This is a genomic window from Methylobacterium sp. J-088, assembly GCF_022829295.1.
Taxonomy (GTDB): Bacteria; Pseudomonadota; Alphaproteobacteria; order Rhizobiales; family Beijerinckiaceae; genus Methylobacterium.
Map to the genome: position 1 here is coordinate 1 of NZ_JAKSYH010000264.1, position 19,787 is coordinate 19,787.

Here is a 19,787-nt window from a genome sequence, read left to right on the forward strand (position 1 = left end):
CCGGCAGGCCGCCTGGATCGCAGGCCCGTTGTCGCGCCTGAAGTTGGCGATCGTCTTGTGATCGGGAGCCAAGCGACCGGTCAGCCACATCACCTCGATGTTGCGCTGTGCCTCCCGCTCGAGCCGACGGCTCGACGGCACCCGGTTGAGATAGCCGTAGAGGTAGAGCTTCAGAAGCGTGGCCGGATCATACGCAGGCCGCCCCGTCGCTGCGGGCTCGAAGCGCGTGAAGCCGAGGGCGCCCAGATCGAGTTCGTCGATAAACACCTCGACCACGCGAACCGGATTGTCCGCGGTGACATAGTCGTCCAGCGAACTGGGCAGCAACCAGGACTGCCGACGGTCCTGCCCTTCGACGAACCGACCCATGCTGGCCTCCGCAGATCAGGCCCCAAGTCTATCTCAGACGGGACTTTTGACACAGCCTCGGTCGCAAGCGGACTCATGGTGCGAAACTCAAGGCTTTAGGTCGAGGCTCTGCTCTTCCGGCAGCTGGAACCCCGCCAGCGGTACGCTGAGGGTGCAGGTTACGCCCTCGGACGGATAGCCGATGACGACCCGGCCGCCGCCGATCCCCCGCTCGATGAGACGCGAACCAAAGCCTTTGCGGGCCGGCGGCGTGACGGGCGGCCCGCCCAGCTCGATCCATTCCAGACAGAACTGCGCTTCCCCGTCCTCGCCTGTCACGCGCCATCCGACGGTGACATGACCGGTGGCGACGGACAGCGCCCCGTATTTGGCCGCGTTGGTCGCCAGCTCGTGCAACATCAGCCCCAGCATCAAGGCTGCGCTCGGCCCGATGAACAGGCTCGGGCCGGAAAACTGGAACCGGGTCGCGGTATCCTCATGCAAGGCGAGCGCGCCCTGCACCACGGCGGACACGCTGGCGCTTTCGGTATGGCCAGCCAGCAGCACGTCATGCGCTTTGCCGAGCGCCACGAGGCGGGCCGCGAGGGCTTCCTGGGCCGCCGAAAGGCTGGGTGCGTTCCGCAACGTCTGCGTGGCGATCGATTGCACCATGGCAAGGGTGTTCTTAAGCCGATGGCTCAGTTCCCGGTTGAGGAGGTCCTGGGTCGCCTCGGCCATTTTGCGGCGGTCGATGCTGCGGAAGACGACGACCGCGCCGATCGTCGTCCCGTCGTTGCCCTTGATCGCCTCGCCGGTCACGCCGATCCAGGTCAGCGATCCGTCCGGGCGCAGATAATTGACCTCCAGCTCGGCACGATCGACGGCGCCGCCGGCAATGCGGGCCAGCGGCCATTCCGTCGCGTCGACCGGGCGGCCGTCCGCATGGAAGCCGGTGTAGGCGGCGTAACCGCCTAGGCCGCTCGCATAGATCGGCGGATGACCGAGAACCTCCTGGGTGCGGGCATTGCCCATGATGATGCGGCCGGAGGGTGCTTCGGCGAGCAGGATACCCATGGGGACGGCCTCGATGACCGTCCTGAGGTGCAGCTGGTTGGCCCGCAGTTCGGCGGCTGCATCATCGGCGGCACCAGAGCGACCTGCAGCCATGCTGGTCGCAGTCTTGGCAACACAGGCAGCGGTGATTTCGATGCTGCTGATGGCAGGTGCTGTAGAAGGTGCGCCCTCTGGATCTGACTGCTTCTGGGAATTGATCCGGGGATCGATGCCGGCCTGCCTCAGCAAGTCCTGCAAGCGGCTGATCTCGGCCTCAAGCTGCTGCCGGGATAATCTCGTCGCGTCGATAACACACCACCTTCTGCGCTGTAACCGAACTGAATGGCCAGAGCAGCGGCTTGCCCGCGCAACTCCATAACGCGAATGCGCTGACTGCGGGGCATGACCCGCAGGGTTAATTCATAAATGGTGATCGAGTCCTGTACAGCTAGCACGCCGCAATGAATTTCACGTCCTGCCGCCTTCATTCGATAGAAAGCGTCGAAGGTTCAAGCCCGCGCAGAAACATATTGTAATTCATTCACCAGGAGCGGCTTAACATACATCAGCACGAGCGGGTGAGCACGGGAAACAACGGCGGCATGCGGCGCATTATAAAGAGGCAATGACATCTCCAACCCGCCTTTCTCGCCCGCTCGCAATCGTTGCTGACGACGATGCGCTCATCCGCATGGATGCGGCCGATATCCTCGAAGAGGCAGGCTACACCCCGGTCGAGGCGCATCACGGCGATCATGCGCTGGACATGCTCCGGCAGCATCATCCGAGCGTGCATGTCCTGTTCACGGATGTGCAGATGCCGGGTGGTGGGCGCGACGGCTTCGCGCTGGCCCGTGAGACTGCGGCGAGCTGGCCGCATATCGCCATTGTGGTGGCTTCGGGCGAGATGCGGCCACAGCCGGGGGACCTCCCCGAAGGCGCAACCTTCATCAGCAAACCGTTCAGCGCCCAGGTTGTCCGCGAGCACCTCCGGAAGATCGTAGACGACGATATCCAGCCGGAACCGCTTAAATCCTGAAAGTCAGAGGGACAACGTTGAGTGGTGCGAAACTCAAGATTTCTGCACCGCGCCGCACACGTTGAAACCGCTTGGCTTTTTTGGTGCAGATTTCCGGTGCAAATTACGCCTTGAACCCGAGAATGCGATACAGCTCGAAGTCTCTGGTCCAAGTCTGCTTGAGAGTATCGCAGACATCGGGGACCTTCCGGCCGCCGCGTTGCTTCGATGGCTTCGATATTTCCTTGGTTACAACGGTGCGGTCGGCGGCGGCGAGGCCGTAGGCGACCAGAAACATATCCTGACCGATCTTCTCGATTTCGGTGTCCGTGAGGTTCGGCCCATAGCCGTTGTCGAGGACATGGGCGAGGATCGCGGGATCGGCCTCCTCGTCCAGGATCAGCGCGGCCTTTACGTCCTTGTCGTTGATCCACTTGCCGAGCTGGGTCCGCGAGCCGCAGACTTCCTGCCAGATTTCGAGCGGCATTTTGACATGCCCCGCCTGGCATTGGCTAAGCAGCCAATCCCAGAACTGAGGTACAAGGTCGAAGCCGTAATAATCTTCATCCGCTCGGATCAACACGTTCGCATCAAGGAGGTAGAGCAATCAGTCCCTCCCGATGCCGGGCACCATAGCGCCCTTGGCATATTCGTATCGTTTGATAAGCGGCTCAACGACGCCCGGACTGACACCCAGGACTTTCGCGGCTTTGGTGTGCGACAGGATATTATCGCGCACGGACCGCTGCACCAGGCCGACAAGCGCGGCACCTAGCTTGAACTGCTTGACGGTGTAGTAGCTAGGTCCGCCTTCGGACTCCTTGGCGTCGTCCTTAGCGCGCGCCTTCTGGCCCTGCCAGCGGGCGGCGTATTGGCTGGCAAGCTCGCTGTAGGTCGAGCCGCTGATCCATTTCATGCGGCGCATACGATGCGCAACCATAGGCTCACTGACGCGCCAAGCCTCTGCCATTCTGGCGATGGCGGCCATGGCGCGCGGCAGATCGGCAGGGGTGAAGTCCAATTCGGTGGCGAAGGCTTGGTCGGGCAATAGGAACCGCCCGGCGACATCGTTGCAGAACTGCTCGATGGCACCTTGGGGAGTCTTGGCCTCGCCTTCTCCGACCATGCCGCTCACGCCGGTCTGGCCCAGCCAGATATGCGCCAGCTCGTGGAGCAGCGTGAAAGCGCGCGCGGCCTTGGCGTCCTGGTCGTTGATTACCACGAACGGCGCAACGCGATCGGCAATGGCAAAGCCCCGGAACACGCGCTCGCTGATCGTGTGGTGATGCGATCCAAGGTCCCCGACAAGGAGGACAAAAACGCCGATGCGTTCTGACCGGCTGCGGAGGTCCTTGAACAGGTCGTCGGCGGTGCCGTTGCGGCGGCTTAGCGTATCGAGCCGGATTTCCAGCTTTGCGGCGATGCTGTCGATGACGGCCTGGACGCCCTGCTGGACGGTGGCGGAGCCAACGAAGTCGAGCGGTGTCGCCTCGTCCTCGTCTTCGAGGATACTTTTGACCATCTCCTGCCGCGCCCGGATGTCCCGGAGCAAGGCGTCCAGCTTGGCGCTCTCGCGCGGCAGCACCTCGAACGGCAGGGTTCGGAAGTCCTCGCCGCGCGAGGCTTGGGCCGGGGGCTGCTTGAGGTAGAAGGTGACAACCGGGCGGCGATAGACGCTCGCGATCTTGGCGAGCTGGTTCCGCGTCGGAAACCGCTGACCGCTCTCCAAGGCTTCCAGCTTTTCAGCGGCGGTGCTGGCAGCGCTCGGATGGATGCCGATCTTGCTGGCCGCGTCCTCAAGGGACAGGCCCGCCGTCTTACGCGCCCATGCCAGAATGCCCGGATTGATGTTTTCCGCTCTCTCCATGGCTGGCTATAGCCTCGCGCCAGGTGCGTTAATGTGTCGGCGTAGCGTCGCAGGCGCTATGCCGATCATGCGGGCGATTTCCGCCCTGCCCTTGCCGTCCTCGATGAGGCGGACGGCCAGCTCGCGCTTCTCGGGTGTGAACGAGGGCGGGCGGCCCGCCCGCTTGCCGCGCCGCTTGGCGGCTTTCAGCCCGGCCTTGGTCCGTTCGGAGATAAGGTCGCGCTCTAGCTGCGCCAGTACGCTCATGATGCCGTAGAGCGCCTTGCCTGCGGCCGTGCGGGTGTCCATCCCGTCCATGATCGAGTGAAACTCGACGCCGCGCCCGTGCAGCTCGTCCAGAAGCAGGGCAAGCCCGGCCGTGGTGCGGCCGAGGCGGTCGATCCGCCAGACGGTCAGCGTGTCGCCGGACTTGGCTGCTGCCAGAGCGGCAGCGAGGCCTGGCCGCTTCATGGCGGTGCCGGAAACGCCCTTGTCATCATAGACGACATCACACCCGTCCGCCTGCAACGCGTCATGCTGCAAGGCGAGGGTCTGCTCGTCGGTAGAGACACGGGCATAGCCGATTTTCATGCGATAATTATAAGCGCACGTTTTCGCGCGATCCAGCCCTAAATTTCGCAAGGGTTTAGCGGGTGGCTGAAAAACCGCTCAAAAACGGTCCTTTTCGCGCGGGAGCGCGACTACACCCCGCTACTGCGGCCAATCGCAAAATGCCCTTATGCGAATGGCCGATCACAGCCGGTAGCGTCCGCTTACGGGAAGTCGTCGAATCAATCTGAATGGCCGGGACGGGCGCCAAGCCGAACGTCCAGTTTTGCGCGCGATGACGCTCCGACGTGACGTAGTCTGGCCGAAAGCGGAATGACCGCTTCGGAGTGGGCCGGCCTGAGAAGCGGACAGACGCCTAACGACTCAAACCAGCCGTCTGGACCGCATTCGACGCTTCCACAAAACGACCGTTCATCAGTCGCTCGGCACCTTCGCTTGCTGTTGACTTACCGCAGACCACTTTCCGCTTGTGTCGGTTGGATCTTGGGCAGTCGAAAAGGCATACATGACAGAAATATTCCGACTGCCCACAGTATTGCTCCGCCCGAACGGTGGCGAGAAAACGCGCGATCTTGCCCATCAGGTGTTCGGACTGGTGCGACAGCTCGGAGGCCGCCAACAGCATTTAGCTGGCGGCCGCGCCCCTCTTTTCTGATGCCTGCGCCACCCCGGCGATATTGCTGGTCACCGCGCCGGCACCCGTGGCCGCTTGGTTGACGTTGCGCACGATTGCCTGGGTCGCCGCACCCTGCCTCCGGGAAAAATGACGCTCGACGCCGACCCGTCCATTAGGTTTAGGCCGCGCGGATCCCCGTGTTGGCGAACGGCTCTGCCAGAAGATTGGAAACGTTTAGCGAACCGCGCTTACGAGCAGAGCCAGAACCACTTGCGGATGGAGCGGCATACGTTTTCGCTGGCGGGCTGGCGCTGTCGCGAGCTGCGCCTGTAGTCGTGCGAGTCGGCGTCCCGAAGTTGCTTCAGCGTCAAACCGTGTAGGACGGCGCAGATCCCAGCCGCCTGCCATGGACCGAGCCGCTGCCAACGCGTCTTACCGCTGTAGCCCGCTCCGAAACGCGGCAGGTGCTTCCACGGCATCCCGTGCACAGATCCACGAAGATACCCGCCAGCGCCCAACGATCCGCGGCGCGGCCGCCCATCTTCCGGCTTCCCAGGCTCAGGTGGCCGCAGCGGCTCGACCACAGCCCAGCGATGGCTTGGCGCAAGAGTATCCATGCCCTCGCGATCCGCTAATTCGGGTCCGTCTGAAGCTCTTAACCAGCTTCGCGTATCTGATTCAGCATCCGCTGTCAGCCAACCGGAATTCGAGGACAGTTTCATGCGTCACCTCGTCCGGTCTTTGAGCCACCGCAGCGTCGCCGGTGTCGGGATCAGCGCCCTGCTGGCCGCGCTGATGCTGGTCCTCATCAGCGCCGGCACGCTATGGCTGAACGTCCGCCATCTGGCCGAGATCCGGGCTGAGGTTGCCCGCCTGTCGAACGTCTTGAACCTCATCGGTGACACCTTGGAGAGCGTGCGTGCGGCCGAGACAGGTCAGCGCGGCTACCTACTGACCGGACACAAGCGCTACCTCGTCACCTACGAAGCCGGCGTGCCTCGCGTCTTGGCCAATCTGCAGGGGCTCACCGATCTGGTGCACGACCACGAGATGCGTGAGCTCGTGCGTGATCTGCGTGCGGTCATCTTCGACAAACTGGCCGAGTTGGGGAAGACAGTCACACTCGCCGCCGAGGATCGGGAAGCGGCGCTGCGGATCGTGCGCAACGATTCTGGCCAGCAGTTTATGGAGCAGATCGAAACTGTCGTGCGGGCGCTGCGCGCACGCGCGACTTTGATGTTGGACCAGCGCTGGGCGGACGAGAAAGCGAGCCTGGAAACGGCCACCCTCGTCGCCATCCTGACGGGCGGCCTGGCACTGGGCTGCGCGCTGCTCGGCGCGTTCCTGTTGGTGCGCCTGCGCGAGCAGACCGGCCGACAGCGCGCGGAGCGCACCAACGCGGCCAAAACCGAGTTCCTGGCAGCGATGAGCCACGAGATCAGGACGCCGTTGAACGGCGTGATCGGCTATGCCGACCTTCTGCTGGAGCAGCCGGAACTTGGGCCGACAGCCCTGCAGTATGGCGAGCGTATCCAAAGCGCGGGCTCTGCGCTCCTGACGGTCGTCAACGACATCCTCGACTTCTCCAAGGTCGAGGCCGGGGAGATCGCCCTGCATCCCGATGCGTTCCCGCTCGCCGGCCTGATCGACAACACGGCCTCCATCGTACGCGCCAGCGCTGAGCGCAAAGGTGTCGCTCTGGCCATCACCGTCGATCCAGCGGCACCGGCCGAATTCCTAGGCGATCAGAACCGGCTGCGGCAGGTTCTGCTCAACCTTCTCAACAACGCCGTCAAGTTCACGGCATCTGGCAGCGTCAGGCTGAGCGTTGCCGCTGTGGCGCAGGCGTCCGACGAGGTGCGGCTGCGCTTTGCCGTTCAAGACACCGGCATCGGCATACCGGCTGCCAAGCGTCACCTCTTGTTCGAACGATTCTCGCAGGTGGACGGCAGCATCCAGCGGGAGTTCGGCGGGACGGGGCTGGGGTTGGCGATTTCGAAGCGGCTCGTGAACCTGATGAGGGGCGAGATCGGCGTCGAGAGCGAAGAAGGCCGGGGATCCACCTTCTGGTTCGAGGTGCCGCTACGCGTCGCGCAACCGACGGTGCTGCCGCAAGCCCACGTGCTGGACAGGAGCGAGCGTCGGAGTTGCCGTCTGCTGCTGGTCGAAGATGTGCCGCTCAATCAGGAGCTGGCTTGCGCCATCCTGCGGCGGGGGGGCCACGCAGTTGATGTCGCCTCCAGCGGGTCGGAGGCGATTCAGGCCGTGCAGGCCACGGATTACGATCTGGTGCTCATGGACGTGCAGATGCCAATCATGGACGGGCTGACGGCCACGCGTCACATCCGCGCCTTGGAGCACCCCAACGCGTCGGTGCCGATCATCGCCCTCACGGCCAATGTGCTGCCGCAGCAGGTATCGGAGTTCCGGGCCGCGGGCATGAACGATCATGTCGGCAAGCCGTTCAAGCAGCAGCCGCTGTTTGCGGCTATCGAGCGTTGGGCGCGGAAGCCGGATTCTGTGCCCCCCCCGGCGCCGTCGAACTCAACAGCCTTGGATCGCGCGACTTTTGCCGAGGTGGCGGACAGCCTTGGTCCTGACGCGACACGTCGGCTTCTCGCCCACCTAGCTGAGGAGCTAGAGCCGTTCCCGGTTAGGTAGCGATGGCCAAGTCATTCTCGTAGCCGGCTGCGTCGAGGTAGTTGCGGCACTCCTGCGGGGTGAAGCGCGTGAAGGCCTGGCGTATCGCCGCCCAGAGATCCGGGATCATGCGGGCGGCCGCGCTGTACAACAGCGCCTTCAGCTTTGCGAAGGCCTGTTCAATCGGGTTGAAATCAGGGCTGTAGGACGGACGGTAGTGCGGCCGCGCTCCTGCGGCCTCGATCGCCTCACGCACGCCGGCGACCTTGTGGGCTGGCAGGTTGTCCATGACGACGATGTCGCCAGGGTGCAGCACCAGGATCAGGGTCTCGGTGACGTAGCTGCGGAAGCGCCTGCCGTTCGTAGGACCGTCCATTAGCGCCGAGGCACACATTCCGCTGGTGCGCAGGGCGGCGGTGACGGTGGTGGTTTTGTAGTGACCCAACGGGGCCGCGAGCCGGCAGCGCTCGCCGCACGGAGCCCCAACCGTAGCGGCGCGCCATGTTGGTGGCAGCCGCCGTCTCATCCAGGAACACCAGCCGATCCGGGTCGAGCTCGAACCACGCCTCGCGGGCAGCCCTCACGTCCGCACGCTCCTGCTCAATTGCGTACGTCGCCCCTTTTTCCAGCTGATCCCTTGGCAGGCAAAGAAGCGCGACAGGCCGCTCGTGCTGGTCTGGATGCCCTGCTCAGCCAGCCGGTCGCGCAGCTCGCGTAGGAAGAGGCGTGGCTCCTGGTCGGAGGTCGCCAGGATCAGCCCGGCATGCGCCTCTATTCGCTTTGAGGTGTGATCGCCGCCCATCGGCTTGGAGGCGAGTTGGCCCTCGTGGCGGAAGCGCTGCAACCAGCGGCTGGCGCTCGACACGCTGATCCCAAAGCGAGCCGCGGCTCGGTGGCACGATGCACCCGCCGCCACGGCAGCCACGACACGCTCGCGTAAGTCGACGAACTGCGGTGAAGGCATTGGAATGCTCCTTCATCCGTCAACGCGCCACCCGCTAACCCGTTTAATCAGCCCGGGACCAGCTCTAAAAACCCGCTTCAGCCCCCCTGGAACGGTGCTGAGCCATGAGGACGTTGCGCGATCGGCCCACGCGCTGGTCGGGATGTCCGGCCTGCTGTGATTTACGGCCCTGGCCCAGCTGTGCTCGGAACTGGAGCGCGCATGCGAGAACGGCAGCGACTACTCGGACGCCCGCGACAGCGTCCAATCTGTCAAGGTGCGGGCCATGGCTATCATCGGTGTTCTGCGAGCGGCTTGACGTATAGCCGCGGGAGGGGGCGATTTCGCCCGCGCACCGTTCCAGAGCCGGCCGCTTCGTGCCTATACGTCTTCCGCCGTTTCACGCGACCGTCGCGCGAGCCAGGCCCGAACGTGCGAGACGGACGCCGTTGAGCAGGCCCCCGGTTCGTCCGCCTCCCGACGGTTGCGTCAATGAAACGTAGCATCTTAACGGTTAGCCGCCGTAGCGCTTCGACGACATCGAGCATAGGCACTCGACCTTGAGCGTATTCATAAGGCGCTCAGCCTTCGCCTCGTCGCCGGGAGTGCACGGCCAATCCGTGAAGAGGACTATAATCCTTTTCCGCTCGACTGACGCTCACAGGCTCGCTTTGGCGCGAAGTGACGGACGGAAGCTGAATGTGGCATTGCCCTGCAGGGTCCCGATCGTGACCGCGCCTGGACGCTCCTTGAGTTCAAGGCCGGCGACGTTCGGCTTCTGAAGGGACCAGTGCGACGGGATCTCAATTGTGAGGTCATGCACCGCGCTTCGCGTCGCCAGTCGCACCGTCACGGTGTCGCCATCACGCGAGACATCCAGATCGACGCCGTCGCGAGCCGCCCACCAGGAGCCGAAATCCTCCACGCTTCCGAACCAGGCGCTGCCCTGGAGCGCCTTCGTGAACCCGCGGACGAAGTCGAGCTTGTGCCCGAGAATGTTGGGATGGACGAGCACGGGATAGATACCGCCGTCACGGGAGATCTTGCGCGCGACGTCCAGCGATTGTTGGAGACGCAGGCCCATCAGCGGCGCGCGCTCGTCCTCTACCGCGAGCGGGAACTCGAAGATCCCGGTCTCGGCCTCGGCACCGCGGTCATAGGTGAGGCGGATTGGCAAGTGCGAGAGCGCGTTGCCCGCCGTCACCGAGGAGCTGAAGCGGAAGCCGGTGGCTTCGAGGGCCTGGGGGAGGACCGGCGGATTGGAGAGATGGCCGGGGCGGAAGCTCGTCACCCGCACCGGTTTGGCGAGGGATTCGATCAGGAACTTGCTGACCCGCAATTCACCGAGAACGGTCCCATCGCGCGCTTCGTCCCGGCTGACGACGATGGGTTGGTAGCCGGGATATCGCTCCGCGCCGGTGCCCATCGGGAAGTTCCGGAAGGCATTGGAATGCGCGACGGTATGGCTGCCGAGTTCCATCCCGAGCGCGGTCAATCGCTTGAGATAGGCAGCCGACTCGTCGCTCAGGATGATCTCGTCGTTGTAGTCACGCAGATACTTGGTCTGGATGAAGAAGGTGCCGCGCACGCCCGCGTCCCGGAGCACCTCTGCGTAGGTCACGGCGTTGGGCAGGGAGCGGGTAAAATCGACGTCGAAGGTCATCATCACGGCCAGGGCCTTACCGTCCGGCACCCGCCCGAAGCTCACGGCCAGCGGCTCGCCCTCCCGCCAGACCTGCCGAAGCAACCGCAGCACAAGGTCATTCTGCGGCGCGTAGGCGTTGATGTAGTCACGCTCGATATCTGAGCCGCGGGCATTCTGGCCGATGAGCAGAAGGAAGCCCGGATCGAAGCCGAGCGCATAGGCGCTTCCGCCGCCTGCAAAGCGTCGCCGGGTGATCGCCGCCGTACCATCGTCGAAGGAGGCGAGCGCGTCAGAGGCCCGGGTGTAGCCGTGGGTGCCGAGTTGCGCCTCGACGTTCCGCGTCGCGTCGCCGAAGCGGATGACCTTCTCCTCGGGCTCGTCGAATCCGAGCCAGGCCTGGGTCTGATCTGAGAAGCTCATCGCAAACCGCTTGCGCGACGGGAGCACGTCGCCGAAGCCGAAGATTTCCTTGAGGCCGCCGCCCAGGACGTTGGCGGCCACGAGCGTGCCCCCCGCCGCAGGGTGGGCGGCAAGGGCCCTCAATTCGTCAGGCTTGAGAACCAGCCCGGACACGAACGGGTAGACCAGCACCACCTTGTGCCGCAGTGCTTCCGAGACGTCCCGCGTCAGCGTGAAGGGGATGCCGAGGCTCTTGAGGCCATGCGCCAGCCCGAGCCAGGCCGATGTCTCGTCGGTCAGCAGGACGGCGAGGCGCGCGGTCTCTCCGCGATGGTAGGTCCGCCAGTCCGCGGGGCTCGGCGGGGCGACCACCGTGGTCTCGGATGGCCCCGCAAGGCCGGAGAAGATGAAGATCCGCGACCGGTACTGCAGCACGCCGAGCGCGACGGGCACGAGGAAGACGAGGATGAGAAGCCCCATCCCGACCCTGCGCCAGAGGCCGCCCACCTGGTCCGAAGCTTGGTCGCTCATGGCCCGCCGTCATCCCGTCCAAGGGACAACCTAGTCTTGTCGGATCAATATGGGGTTAAGCATGGCCCCGGAACCTGCCCGTCGCGTCCGGCCGCCTGGCCATCCCGCCGACGGAGGGTATCATCCGGCTGGATCGAGCAGTGCGGTTAATCCGACGCCAAGGTCCGCCGGTCCATGCTTGGCAGAGCGCGGGACCGATCCGGGCTTCGGGGTGGATGGCAGCGATGAATCATGGGGTGAAACGCGCTGCCAGCGTGATCACCTGGCTGATCGTTCCGGTCCTTCAACCATGGGGCTTCGTATTGGGCCAGCAGGCGGGGGGCGCGGCCGCCGACCCAACCCGGCCGATCTATCGGGCGATGCTCTGCAGCGACCGGAACGGTCGGCTGACCATCACCCACGCGCCGCGGGAGGTGCCCCCTGGAGAAGAATGCCGGAGCCTCGGCCTGCCGGTTCCGCCGAGCAGCGTTCGCTGGGCCTTCGCGCTCGCGGCGGCGACCCCTCCGGGTCCCGACAGCCTCGTTCTGTCCGGGACCGGCCAGGATGCGGACTTCGCGCCGACGGCCGCCAGCTTCGCGGAGAAGCCGGGGCTACCCGAACGCCCAGGTCCCCTTCCCCTCGAGCAGTCGCTGATCCCGGGCCTGTCCGCCCGGGTCTTCGGAATCGAGGAGCGGGCCGTCTTCGTCCGCACGGACTCGGAGATCACGATGCAGTGCAGGCCCGGCGCTAGGGCCGCCGGCCTCGTCCTCGATCCCGGCCGGGCGCGACTTCCCGACGGGGCCGCCCTCGTCCTACGCTGGCATGTCACGGGGGATCCCGGTTTCTCGGCGGCCCATGCAAGCGTGGATTCGGACGAGCAGAGCATCCCCGTTCCGTCGGATGGGATCCTCGATCAGGCGCCTTCGCGGTCGGCCGCCGCGTGGGAGGCACCGCGCTTCGTCCTGAGCTGCCCCGCCGGTGCCGGCAGCCTGACCCTCCACGATCTGCGACTCGCTCCGCAGCCCTCGCCCCGGATGCCGGCACAGGCGGCGCGCTCGGCCTGGGCGTGGCGGTCGCAGCGCTGGCGGGAGACGCCCGAGCGGCTCGTCGCCGAGGCCTTAGCCCTGGAGACGCGCCGCCTGTTCGTCTCCGTCGAGATCGAGGACGGCACCATCAGGGAGGAAGCGCGCTTCTCGGATTTCGTCCGGCTCGCGGGGGCGTCGGGCATCGCTGTCGCGGTCGTCGAGGGCGATCCCGGCATGGCCCTGGAAGAAGGCCGGGCGGAGGCCATCCGCCGTCTCGGGGCCCTCGCTGCCTATCAGCGTCGGAGCGCCGGCGACAGGCAGCTGGCGGGCGTGCAATACGATATCGAGCCCTATCTCCTGCCGGGCTTTCGAACCGACCCCGACCACATCCTGCGGGGCTGGGCCGCGACCCTCGATGGCCTGTCGGCCGCCGCTCCGCCGCTCGCCCTCGACCTCGTCCTGCCGTTCTGGCTGCCGCGCCACGGCGCGTCCGACCTCGTCCTGCCGATGGTGCGCCGGGTCGCGGAACGGGTCACGGTGATGGCCTATCGGACGACACCGTCGGAAATCCTCGCCGCCGCCGAGCCGATGCTGGCCTGGAGTACCACCGCAGGACGGCCCCTGCACGTGGCCCTGGAAGCCGGACCGGTGGGCGACGAGACCACACGAACCTATCGCCGCGCGGAATCGGGGGACCTCCTGCTCGTGACTGAGCCCGGCGGCGGCGGCGTCGCGCTCCTTCTGGCGCGACCGATTGCCCTGCCTGCCTCTGACCGGCTCTACAGCCTGCAACGAGAGACCATCTTCCCCGGCTCGCGCGTCAGCTTCCTCGCTGACCAGCGCCGCCTCGAGGAGGCGCTTACCCAGGTCTCGGCCCGATTTTCGGCTTGGCCGAGCTTCTCGGGGATCGCCCTGCACGGTCTCATCGACTGACGGCGATCCGGCGTCGGCGCGGATCGGGGTCTGCGCCTTTCACGGCGGATTAACTAAGGTTGGACCAACATAAAACAGTATCGATCTCCTCCTGAAGCCGCCGAACGCCCCCACCAGCCGAAGCCGGTGGCAGCCCAGGTGCCCGCGAGAGTCTCCCTTGGGCCGACAGTCCTTGCTTCCTCGCCTCGAAGCGATGCGACCCCTCGCCCTCGTGGCGATGGCATGCCTCCCCGGAGTGCTGGCAAGCCCGCCCGTGCGCGCGCAGACCGCGGACGAACCCACCGCAGAGCGCCTCCTGCGCGAGGGCCAGGCCGCCCGGCAAAGCGGACGCATGGACGAGGCGATCGCTGCCCTGGATCGGGCCAGTGCGCTCCGGCCCTGGGATGGCGACATCCGACTTCAACTCGGTCTCTCCCTGTTCGCGAAGGGGCGCTTCGACGAGGCTGCTAAAGCGTTCCGGACAATCCTGTCCGCCACGCCGGATTACGATGACGCCCGGGCCGGCCTGATCCGGGTCGCCCTCGCCACCAAGGACCTCGACGGCGCCGCCCGTGAACTCGCCACGCTGAAGCAGCGGTCGCCCGACGATCCCGAGGCGAAGGGTCTCGAAGCTCAGCTCGAGGCCGCGCGCAGGCCCTCCGCTGTGCAGGCGAGTCCAGAACTCCGGTCATCCAGGGAGACAGCACACGGCTCCGTCCCAGTACCCAGCCCCGTGCTCACGGACGCGCAGCGCCTGTTCAGCGCGGGCAAGGCCGCCCGCAGGGCCGGCCACTTCGATCAGGCGGCCACGCTGCTAACCAAGGCAGTCACCCTGGCCCCCCAGGACGTCGACGCGCAGGTCGAACTGGGTCTCGCCCTTATCCCACGGCAGCGCTTCGCCGAAGCGCGGGCGGCCTTCACCCGCGCCCTCGCCCGGGCGCCGGCTTACGGCGATGCCCGGCTCGGCCTCGCGCGCATTGCCCTCTATGAGAAGCGGGTGGCCGAAGCGGCGCGCGAACTTGGCATCTTGATCGCCCGGGAGCCCAGGAACCGCGAGGCCCTGGCCCTGCGGACCCAGATCGCCCGGGCCGCCGCCGACCTCGAACAGGCGGCCGAGAAGGCCCGGCTGGATCGTGAAGCCCGACGGATCGCCCTGGCCAAGGCCCAGGCCCTGGCCGCCGAACAGCGCAGCGCCGAGCAGGCCAAGGCCCTGCGCAAGGCGGGCAAGTTCATGGCGGCCGAGGCGATCTACCGGACCCTGCTGCAGGCCCATTCCCGGGATGCCGACCTCCTCGTCTCGGCGGGTTCGATGGCGGCCTTCCAGGGCAAGGACCGCTTCGCCGATGCCCGTCGCGATTTCGAGGCCGCGGCCCTCATCGACCCGCGATCCGACGATGCGGCCCTGGGTCTAGCCCGGGTCGATCTCTACGAGGCCAAGCTCGATGACGCCGAGCCACGGATCGCCCTGGTGCTAACCCACCAGCCCAAGAATACGGAGGCGCAGGCGCTCTCGGCCCGCATCCTTCTCGCGCGCGGCGAGGCTGCCGAGGCCGAGACAACGTTCCGCCAGCTCCGCACGCGTCTGCCCGAGGATACCGACATCCTCCTGGGGCTCGGCGACTCGCTCCGGGGGACGCTGCAGGACGAGGCGGCACGGACGGTCTATCGCGACGCCGCGGCGGTCGATCGGGCCTCGGCCGAGATCGAGGCGCGCATCGCCCAACCGATCCGTCCGCGCTGGCGGCTCGATCTCGATGGCGGCCTGAGCAGCCTGACCCGGAAGGGCAGCGATTGGCAGGAGGGCAGCGTCCGCCTCGGCTACGCCATTAGCGACCGCACGGTGATCACCGGCGGAGTCGAGGTGACGAACCGGTTCAAGGTCATCAACGCGCTGATCGACGCCCGCATCGATCATCGCTGGTCCGAGGCCTGGACGAGCTATCTGCGCCTCGGCGGGTCGCCGGACGCCGTCTACCGGCCGATCGTCTTCGCCGAGACCGGCGGGACCTATCGCGTGTCCGATGGCAGTGGCCCCTTCGGCGCGACCCTGCTGACCCTGGATTCCGGCTACGCCCTGTACAGCGCGACCGAGATCGAGACAGCGAGCCCGGGAGTCCAGCAGTATTTCCTGGACGGTCGTCTATGGGTTTCCGGCAAGCTCATCGGCACGCTCGCCGATTCCCGGATCACAAGCCGGGCGCCTGATGGGTTCGCCTTTGTGCGCGACCGGCTCGACAAGTTCGGCGGGTATTCCGTGCGGATCGACGGTACGCCCACCGATCGCCTGACCCTGTTCATTGGCTGGGCCGACGCGCCGGATACCTCCGACGGTCGTGTGATTCCGACCCTGGCTCTCTTCGGCGGCGCCATCTACGCCTTGAACGACGCGCTCAGCGTGAAGCTCTCGGCGGCCCACGAGGACCGGGTCAAATCATACGACCGCACCAGCGTGAGTGTCGGCCTGACGACGCGCTTCTGATGACCCGCTCCCTCTCCTCCGACATCGACAAGGCGATCCGGCAGCCGGCGGCTTCTTACGAAGGCGCAAGGTATCGGTGCCAGGGTCGCCGGGCCGCTCCCGCTGGTTCCGCGCCGTGTTCCTGACGCTCATCTGGGAGATCTCGGTCGGACTGGCGGCCCTCTCGGTGGCGACGATGGCGCTTCTCATCATCGCACGCAACCGGAGCGTCCGTCTTCAGCGCGACGAGGGGCAGCGGCGGGACACACTCCTCGTCACGATGCTCGAATGGCTCGAGACGGCGGATCCCGGCCAGGGCCGAACGATCATCGAGGCCCTGTCACAGGACCAGACGCTCGCGATGAATCTCCTCATCGAGGTGTTCGAGACGGTGCGGGGCGAGGGGCAGCAGCGCCTGGCGGCCCTTGCGGAGACCGCGGGCATCGGCGTTCGCCTCCGGCGCGATCTGGCGTCGGGAGATGTCCGCAACCGTCTCGCCGCCTCCGAAGGTCTGGCTTGGTTCCCGTCGGAGGCAACCGTTCAAGCCTTGGTTAAAGCCATCAACGACCCGAACGACGACGTCAGCTTCACTGCCGCGACGGCGCTGTTGGCCCTGGGCAGCGACCTCGCCTTCGATGAGGCGCTGATCGACCGGCTCGCCCGCTTGAACAGCTCGCGGCGCGTCGAACGCGTCCTCGCCCAGTTCGCGCAGCACCGGCCCGAGGCCCTGCTCGCCCTCGTGAAGGACGAGGCCCGCAGCATCCGCATCCGCACCGCCGGGCTCGACGCCCTGACGCAGACTGGGATCGACGGCATTCTCGACCTGATCCTGTCCCTTCAGAACTCGGCATTCACGGACCTGCGCGTCGCGGTTGCCCGCAACCTCGGCAGCCTCGGGCACCCCGAGGGCTACAGCACGATCGCGCGCTACCTGTCCGACGAGCGCTGGGAGGTCCGCTGCAAGGCCGCGGAGGCTGTCGGGCGCCTCAACCTGCTCAATCTCGGCCCGCAGCTCTGCGACCTCCTGCTCGACGAGAACTGGTGGGTGCGCCACCGCGCCGGCGAGGCCCTGGCCAAGCTTGGCGAACACGGGATCGCCGCCCTGCAGGAGATCGTGGCGCTCGCCGGGCCGACCGCCCTGGGCGACACCGCCCGGCACGTCCTCGCCGAGGTCGACGCCGTCAAGAGGAGCGCGTGATGGATTTGGCCAGCTTCGACCTCGACACGGGCGCGATCGTCTCGTCGACCCTGGAGGTCGTGCTCTGGGTCGTCATCGGCACCGGCCTCCTCCAGAACGCGCTCTATATCGCCCAGCTCGCCCTCGCTCTGCAGGAGCTGGTCACCCAGCGACCCGAAAAACGCGCGAGCCTGCTGTGGCGGCGGTACGCCGACATCAGCCCGCCGATCTCGCTGCTGGTTCCGGCCTTCAACGAGGAGATCTCGATCGTCGATTCCCTCCACTCGATGCTGGCGCTAAATTACCCCGATTTCGAGATCATCGCCGTCAACGACGGCTCGAAAGACGGAACCCTCCGGGCGATGATCGACGGGTTCGGCCTCGAGCCGATCGTGCGGCACTACACCGAGGTCGTCCGGCACGAGCCCGTCCGCGGCCTCTACGCCTCCCCCCAGCATCCGCGTCTGCTCGTGGTCGACAAGGGCAACGGGGGCAAGTCCGACGCGCTGAACGCCGGGATCAACCTGTCCCGGTGTCCGATCTTCTGCGCCGTGGACGCGGACTCCATCCTGGAGAGCGACGCGCTCCTGCGGGCGGTACAACCCTTCATCGACGATCCGGTGCGCACGGTGGCGGTCGGCGGTACGATCCGCATCGCCAACGGCTGCCGGATTGAGAGGGGCCGGGTGTTGTCTCTCGGACTGCCGCGCAATCTCCTCGCCCTGTTCCAGACCATCGAGTACCTGCGCGCCTTCCTGATGGCCCGTCTGGCCTGGAGCCGACTGCAGACTCTGACAATCATCTCGGGTGCCTTCGGTCTCTTCAAGCGGCAGGCTGCGATTGAGGTCGGTGGCTACAGCCACCGGACGGTCGGCGAGGACATGGAACTCGTGGTCAAGCTCCACCGCAGCCTGCGCGACCGTCGGCAGGACTATCGGATCGTCTTCGTCCCCGAACCCGTCTGCTGGACGGAGGCGCCGGAATCCTGGCGGGTGCTCGGGCGCCAACGGAGCCGCTGGCAGCGCGGGGCACTGGAGACCTTCTTCCGCCATCGCGACATGCTCTTCCGCCCCCGCTACGGGCGCATCGGTCTTCTCGGCTTCGGCCACGTCCTCGTCGTCGACGTCCTCGGACCGCCGATCGAGGTGCTCGGCTATCTCCTCGTGCCGATGCTGTGGCTGCTTGGCCTTCTCTCGATGGATTACCTCCTCGCCTTCCTCGCCCTCACCTTCATGTTCGGGATCTTCGTAAGCGTCGCATCGCTCATCCTCGAGGAGATCGAACTCCAGCGGGTGCCGCGCGCCATGGATCTTTTTCTGCTCACGATGATCGCGATCCTCGAGAACTTCGGTTATCGCCAGATCTCCAATCTGTGGCGCCTGCGCGGCATGTGGCAATTCCTGCGCGGCGCCCAGGGTTGGGGGAAGATGAATCGAGTCGGGTTCCGCAGCACGTGACGCCGGACATCGAGGGTCATGTCGTTGACCTTACGGCCATTGTGAAACCGGAACGGCCTTAAATCGCATTCTCAATCCTATGGGTCACCTGCGATCGCTCTAGGTTCAAGCGAGCGTGGAATCACCAAAGCCACCTTCGAAATTGATACGAATGCAACATCGAGCGGCCCGTTCATTTTAGTTTAAGTTAAAATATCTAGAGTGAGCGTGGTTTGCCACGCTGTTTCGCAGAGATTTGGGTTGGGATCAGATGCCTCAACGCTCACCCGACCATAAGCCTTCTGACGACGCGCTGACGGGCCTGATGAACCGGGAACGGTTTCATGACTGCCTGACCGATCGCCTCGATCGCGTCGCGCGCGACGGCCTTCCCTTCGCGTTGCTCTACCTCGATCTCGACCGCCTCGCGGTCATCAACGAAACTTTCGGCCATCGGGTCGGCGATGCCGTGCTGGTCGAGGTGGCCGACCGTTTGCGGGGGGCGCTGCGCGCGGAGGACGTCGTCGGACGCATCGGCGGGGACGAGTTCGCGGTGCTTCAGATCAGCGCCGCCAGCCAGCCCGCGAGTTCGGCGGCCCTGGCTCAGCGGCTGATCGAAGCGTTGACCGTTCCTGTCCGAATCGCGGGCGAGCTCATCGAGATCGAGCTCAGCATCGGGATCGTCATAGCGCCCACGGACGGGCGCGACAGCCAGATGATCATGAAGCGGGCGGCCCTTGCCCTGAGCCGCGCCAAGACCGATGGCCGCAACACGCGGCGGTTCTACGAACCCCTCATGGATGCAGCGGCGGAAGCGCGGCGCAGCCTCGAGATCGACTTGCGTGGGGCGCTGACCCGCGGCGAGTTCGAGGTTCATTATCAGCCCCTCGTGGACGCTTCGAGTGGACGTCCCAAAGGCGCCGAGGCCTTGGTCCGCTGGCGCCACCCCCACAAGGGCCTCGTCTCGCCCGCCGATTTCATCGCCCTCGCCGAGGAGACGGGCCAGATCGTCCAATTGGGCGAATGGGTGCTGCGCACGGCCTGCCGCGACTGGTCAGCCCCCATTGAAGTGGTCCGCCCTTTGGTATGGCTTTTGAGCCTGGAGGACGGACGAGATGGCAAAATACCCGAAGCCCGAGGAGATCGTCGCGAAGCTACGTCAGGCGGACGTGCTGATCTCACAGGGCCAGA

At 65.9% G+C, this 19,787-nt stretch carries 13 protein-coding genes and 3 pseudogenes; 7 read left to right on the plus strand and 9 right to left on the minus strand.

Annotated elements, in window-relative coordinates; genetic code table 11:
• The coding region (locus tag MKK63_RS29515) for a transposase (RefSeq protein ID WP_244005806.1) at nucleotides 1–369 on the minus strand (369 nt) is incomplete at its 3' end.
• Nucleotides 370–456: 87 nt separating this feature from the next.
• On the minus strand, nucleotides 457–1,659 hold the full coding sequence (locus tag MKK63_RS29520) for a sensor histidine kinase (RefSeq protein ID WP_244007854.1): 1,203 nt from the start codon (nucleotides 1,657–1,659) through the stop codon (nucleotides 457–459).
• Between the two features lie 367 nt (nucleotides 1,660–2,026).
• Here MKK63_RS29520 and MKK63_RS29525 point away from each other — a divergent pair, with 367 nt between their 5' ends.
• Nucleotides 2,027–2,440, plus strand: a complete 414-nt coding sequence (locus MKK63_RS29525) for a response regulator (protein ID WP_279574943.1) — start codon at nucleotides 2,027–2,029, stop codon at nucleotides 2,438–2,440.
• Between the two features lie 103 nt (nucleotides 2,441–2,543).
• Here the strand turns inward: MKK63_RS29525 and MKK63_RS29530 are convergent, their stop codons facing one another.
• The 5 genes and pseudogenes from MKK63_RS29530 to MKK63_RS32320 all read right to left on the minus strand — a co-directional run.
• Complete coding sequence (locus tag MKK63_RS29530) at nucleotides 2,544–3,026, minus strand: DUF4411 family protein (protein WP_244007858.1); 483 nt, start codon at nucleotides 3,024–3,026, stop codon at nucleotides 2,544–2,546.
• The gene (locus tag MKK63_RS29535) at nucleotides 3,027–4,286 is read right to left on the minus strand and encodes an ImmA/IrrE family metallo-endopeptidase (protein ID WP_244007860.1); all 1,260 of its coding nucleotides are present in this window, start codon (nucleotides 4,284–4,286) and stop codon (nucleotides 3,027–3,029) included. It abuts the gene before it with no gap.
• Between the two features lie 6 nt (nucleotides 4,287–4,292).
• Nucleotides 4,293–4,856: a recombinase family protein gene (locus MKK63_RS29540; RefSeq protein ID WP_244007862.1), complete on the minus strand. Its 564-nt coding sequence runs from the start codon at nucleotides 4,854–4,856 to the stop codon at nucleotides 4,293–4,295.
• Nucleotides 4,857–5,376: 520 nt separating this feature from the next.
• Nucleotides 5,377–5,586 (minus strand): annotated as a pseudogene (locus tag MKK63_RS29545) (methyl-accepting chemotaxis protein); the annotation flags it as partial.
• 157 nt (nucleotides 5,587–5,743) lie between these two features.
• Nucleotides 5,744–6,068 (minus strand): annotated as a pseudogene (locus MKK63_RS32320) (transposase); the annotation flags it as partial.
• 103 nt (nucleotides 6,069–6,171) lie between these two features.
• Here MKK63_RS32320 and MKK63_RS32085 point away from each other — a divergent pair.
• The gene (locus MKK63_RS32085; RefSeq protein ID WP_313901806.1) at nucleotides 6,172–8,112 is read left to right on the plus strand and encodes an ATP-binding protein; all 1,941 of its coding nucleotides are present in this window, start codon (nucleotides 6,172–6,174) and stop codon (nucleotides 8,110–8,112) included.
• On the opposite strand, the pseudogene MKK63_RS29560 reads toward MKK63_RS32085, so the two are convergent.
• Both MKK63_RS29560 and MKK63_RS29565 read right to left on the minus strand, forming a co-directional pair.
• Nucleotides 8,105–9,055: pseudogene (locus MKK63_RS29560) on the minus strand (IS630 family transposase). The gene MKK63_RS32085 and the pseudogene MKK63_RS29560 sit on opposite strands and share 8 nt — an antisense overlap.
• Nucleotides 9,056–9,692: 637 nt before the next feature.
• A complete protein-coding gene (locus MKK63_RS29565) occupies nucleotides 9,693–11,609 on the minus strand; it encodes a polysaccharide deacetylase family protein (RefSeq protein WP_244007864.1) in 1,917 nt (638 codons plus the stop codon).
• 224 nt (nucleotides 11,610–11,833) lie between these two features.
• Here MKK63_RS29565 and MKK63_RS29570 point away from each other — a divergent pair, with 224 nt between their 5' ends.
• The 5 genes from MKK63_RS29570 to MKK63_RS29590 all read left to right on the plus strand — a co-directional run.
• The gene (locus MKK63_RS29570; RefSeq protein WP_244007866.1) at nucleotides 11,834–13,546 is read left to right on the plus strand and encodes a hypothetical protein; all 1,713 of its coding nucleotides are present in this window, start codon (nucleotides 11,834–11,836) and stop codon (nucleotides 13,544–13,546) included.
• Nucleotides 13,547–13,799: 253 nt separating this feature from the next.
• Nucleotides 13,800–16,004, plus strand: a complete 2,205-nt coding sequence (locus tag MKK63_RS29575) for a tetratricopeptide repeat protein (RefSeq protein WP_244007868.1) — start codon at nucleotides 13,800–13,802, stop codon at nucleotides 16,002–16,004.
• 76 nt (nucleotides 16,005–16,080) lie between these two features.
• Nucleotides 16,081–17,181, plus strand: a complete 1,101-nt coding sequence (locus tag MKK63_RS29580) for a HEAT repeat domain-containing protein (protein ID WP_244007870.1) — start codon at nucleotides 16,081–16,083, stop codon at nucleotides 17,179–17,181.
• A complete protein-coding gene (locus MKK63_RS29585; protein ID WP_244007872.1) occupies nucleotides 17,181–18,617 on the plus strand; it encodes a glycosyltransferase family 2 protein in 1,437 nt (478 codons plus the stop codon). The genes MKK63_RS29580 and MKK63_RS29585 overlap by 1 nt, the downstream gene beginning before the upstream one ends.
• A gap of 250 nt (nucleotides 18,618–18,867) precedes the next feature.
• Nucleotides 18,868–19,787, plus strand: a 920-nt coding sequence (locus MKK63_RS29590) for a putative bifunctional diguanylate cyclase/phosphodiesterase (RefSeq protein ID WP_244007874.1), incomplete at its 3' end; no start/stop codon positions are given.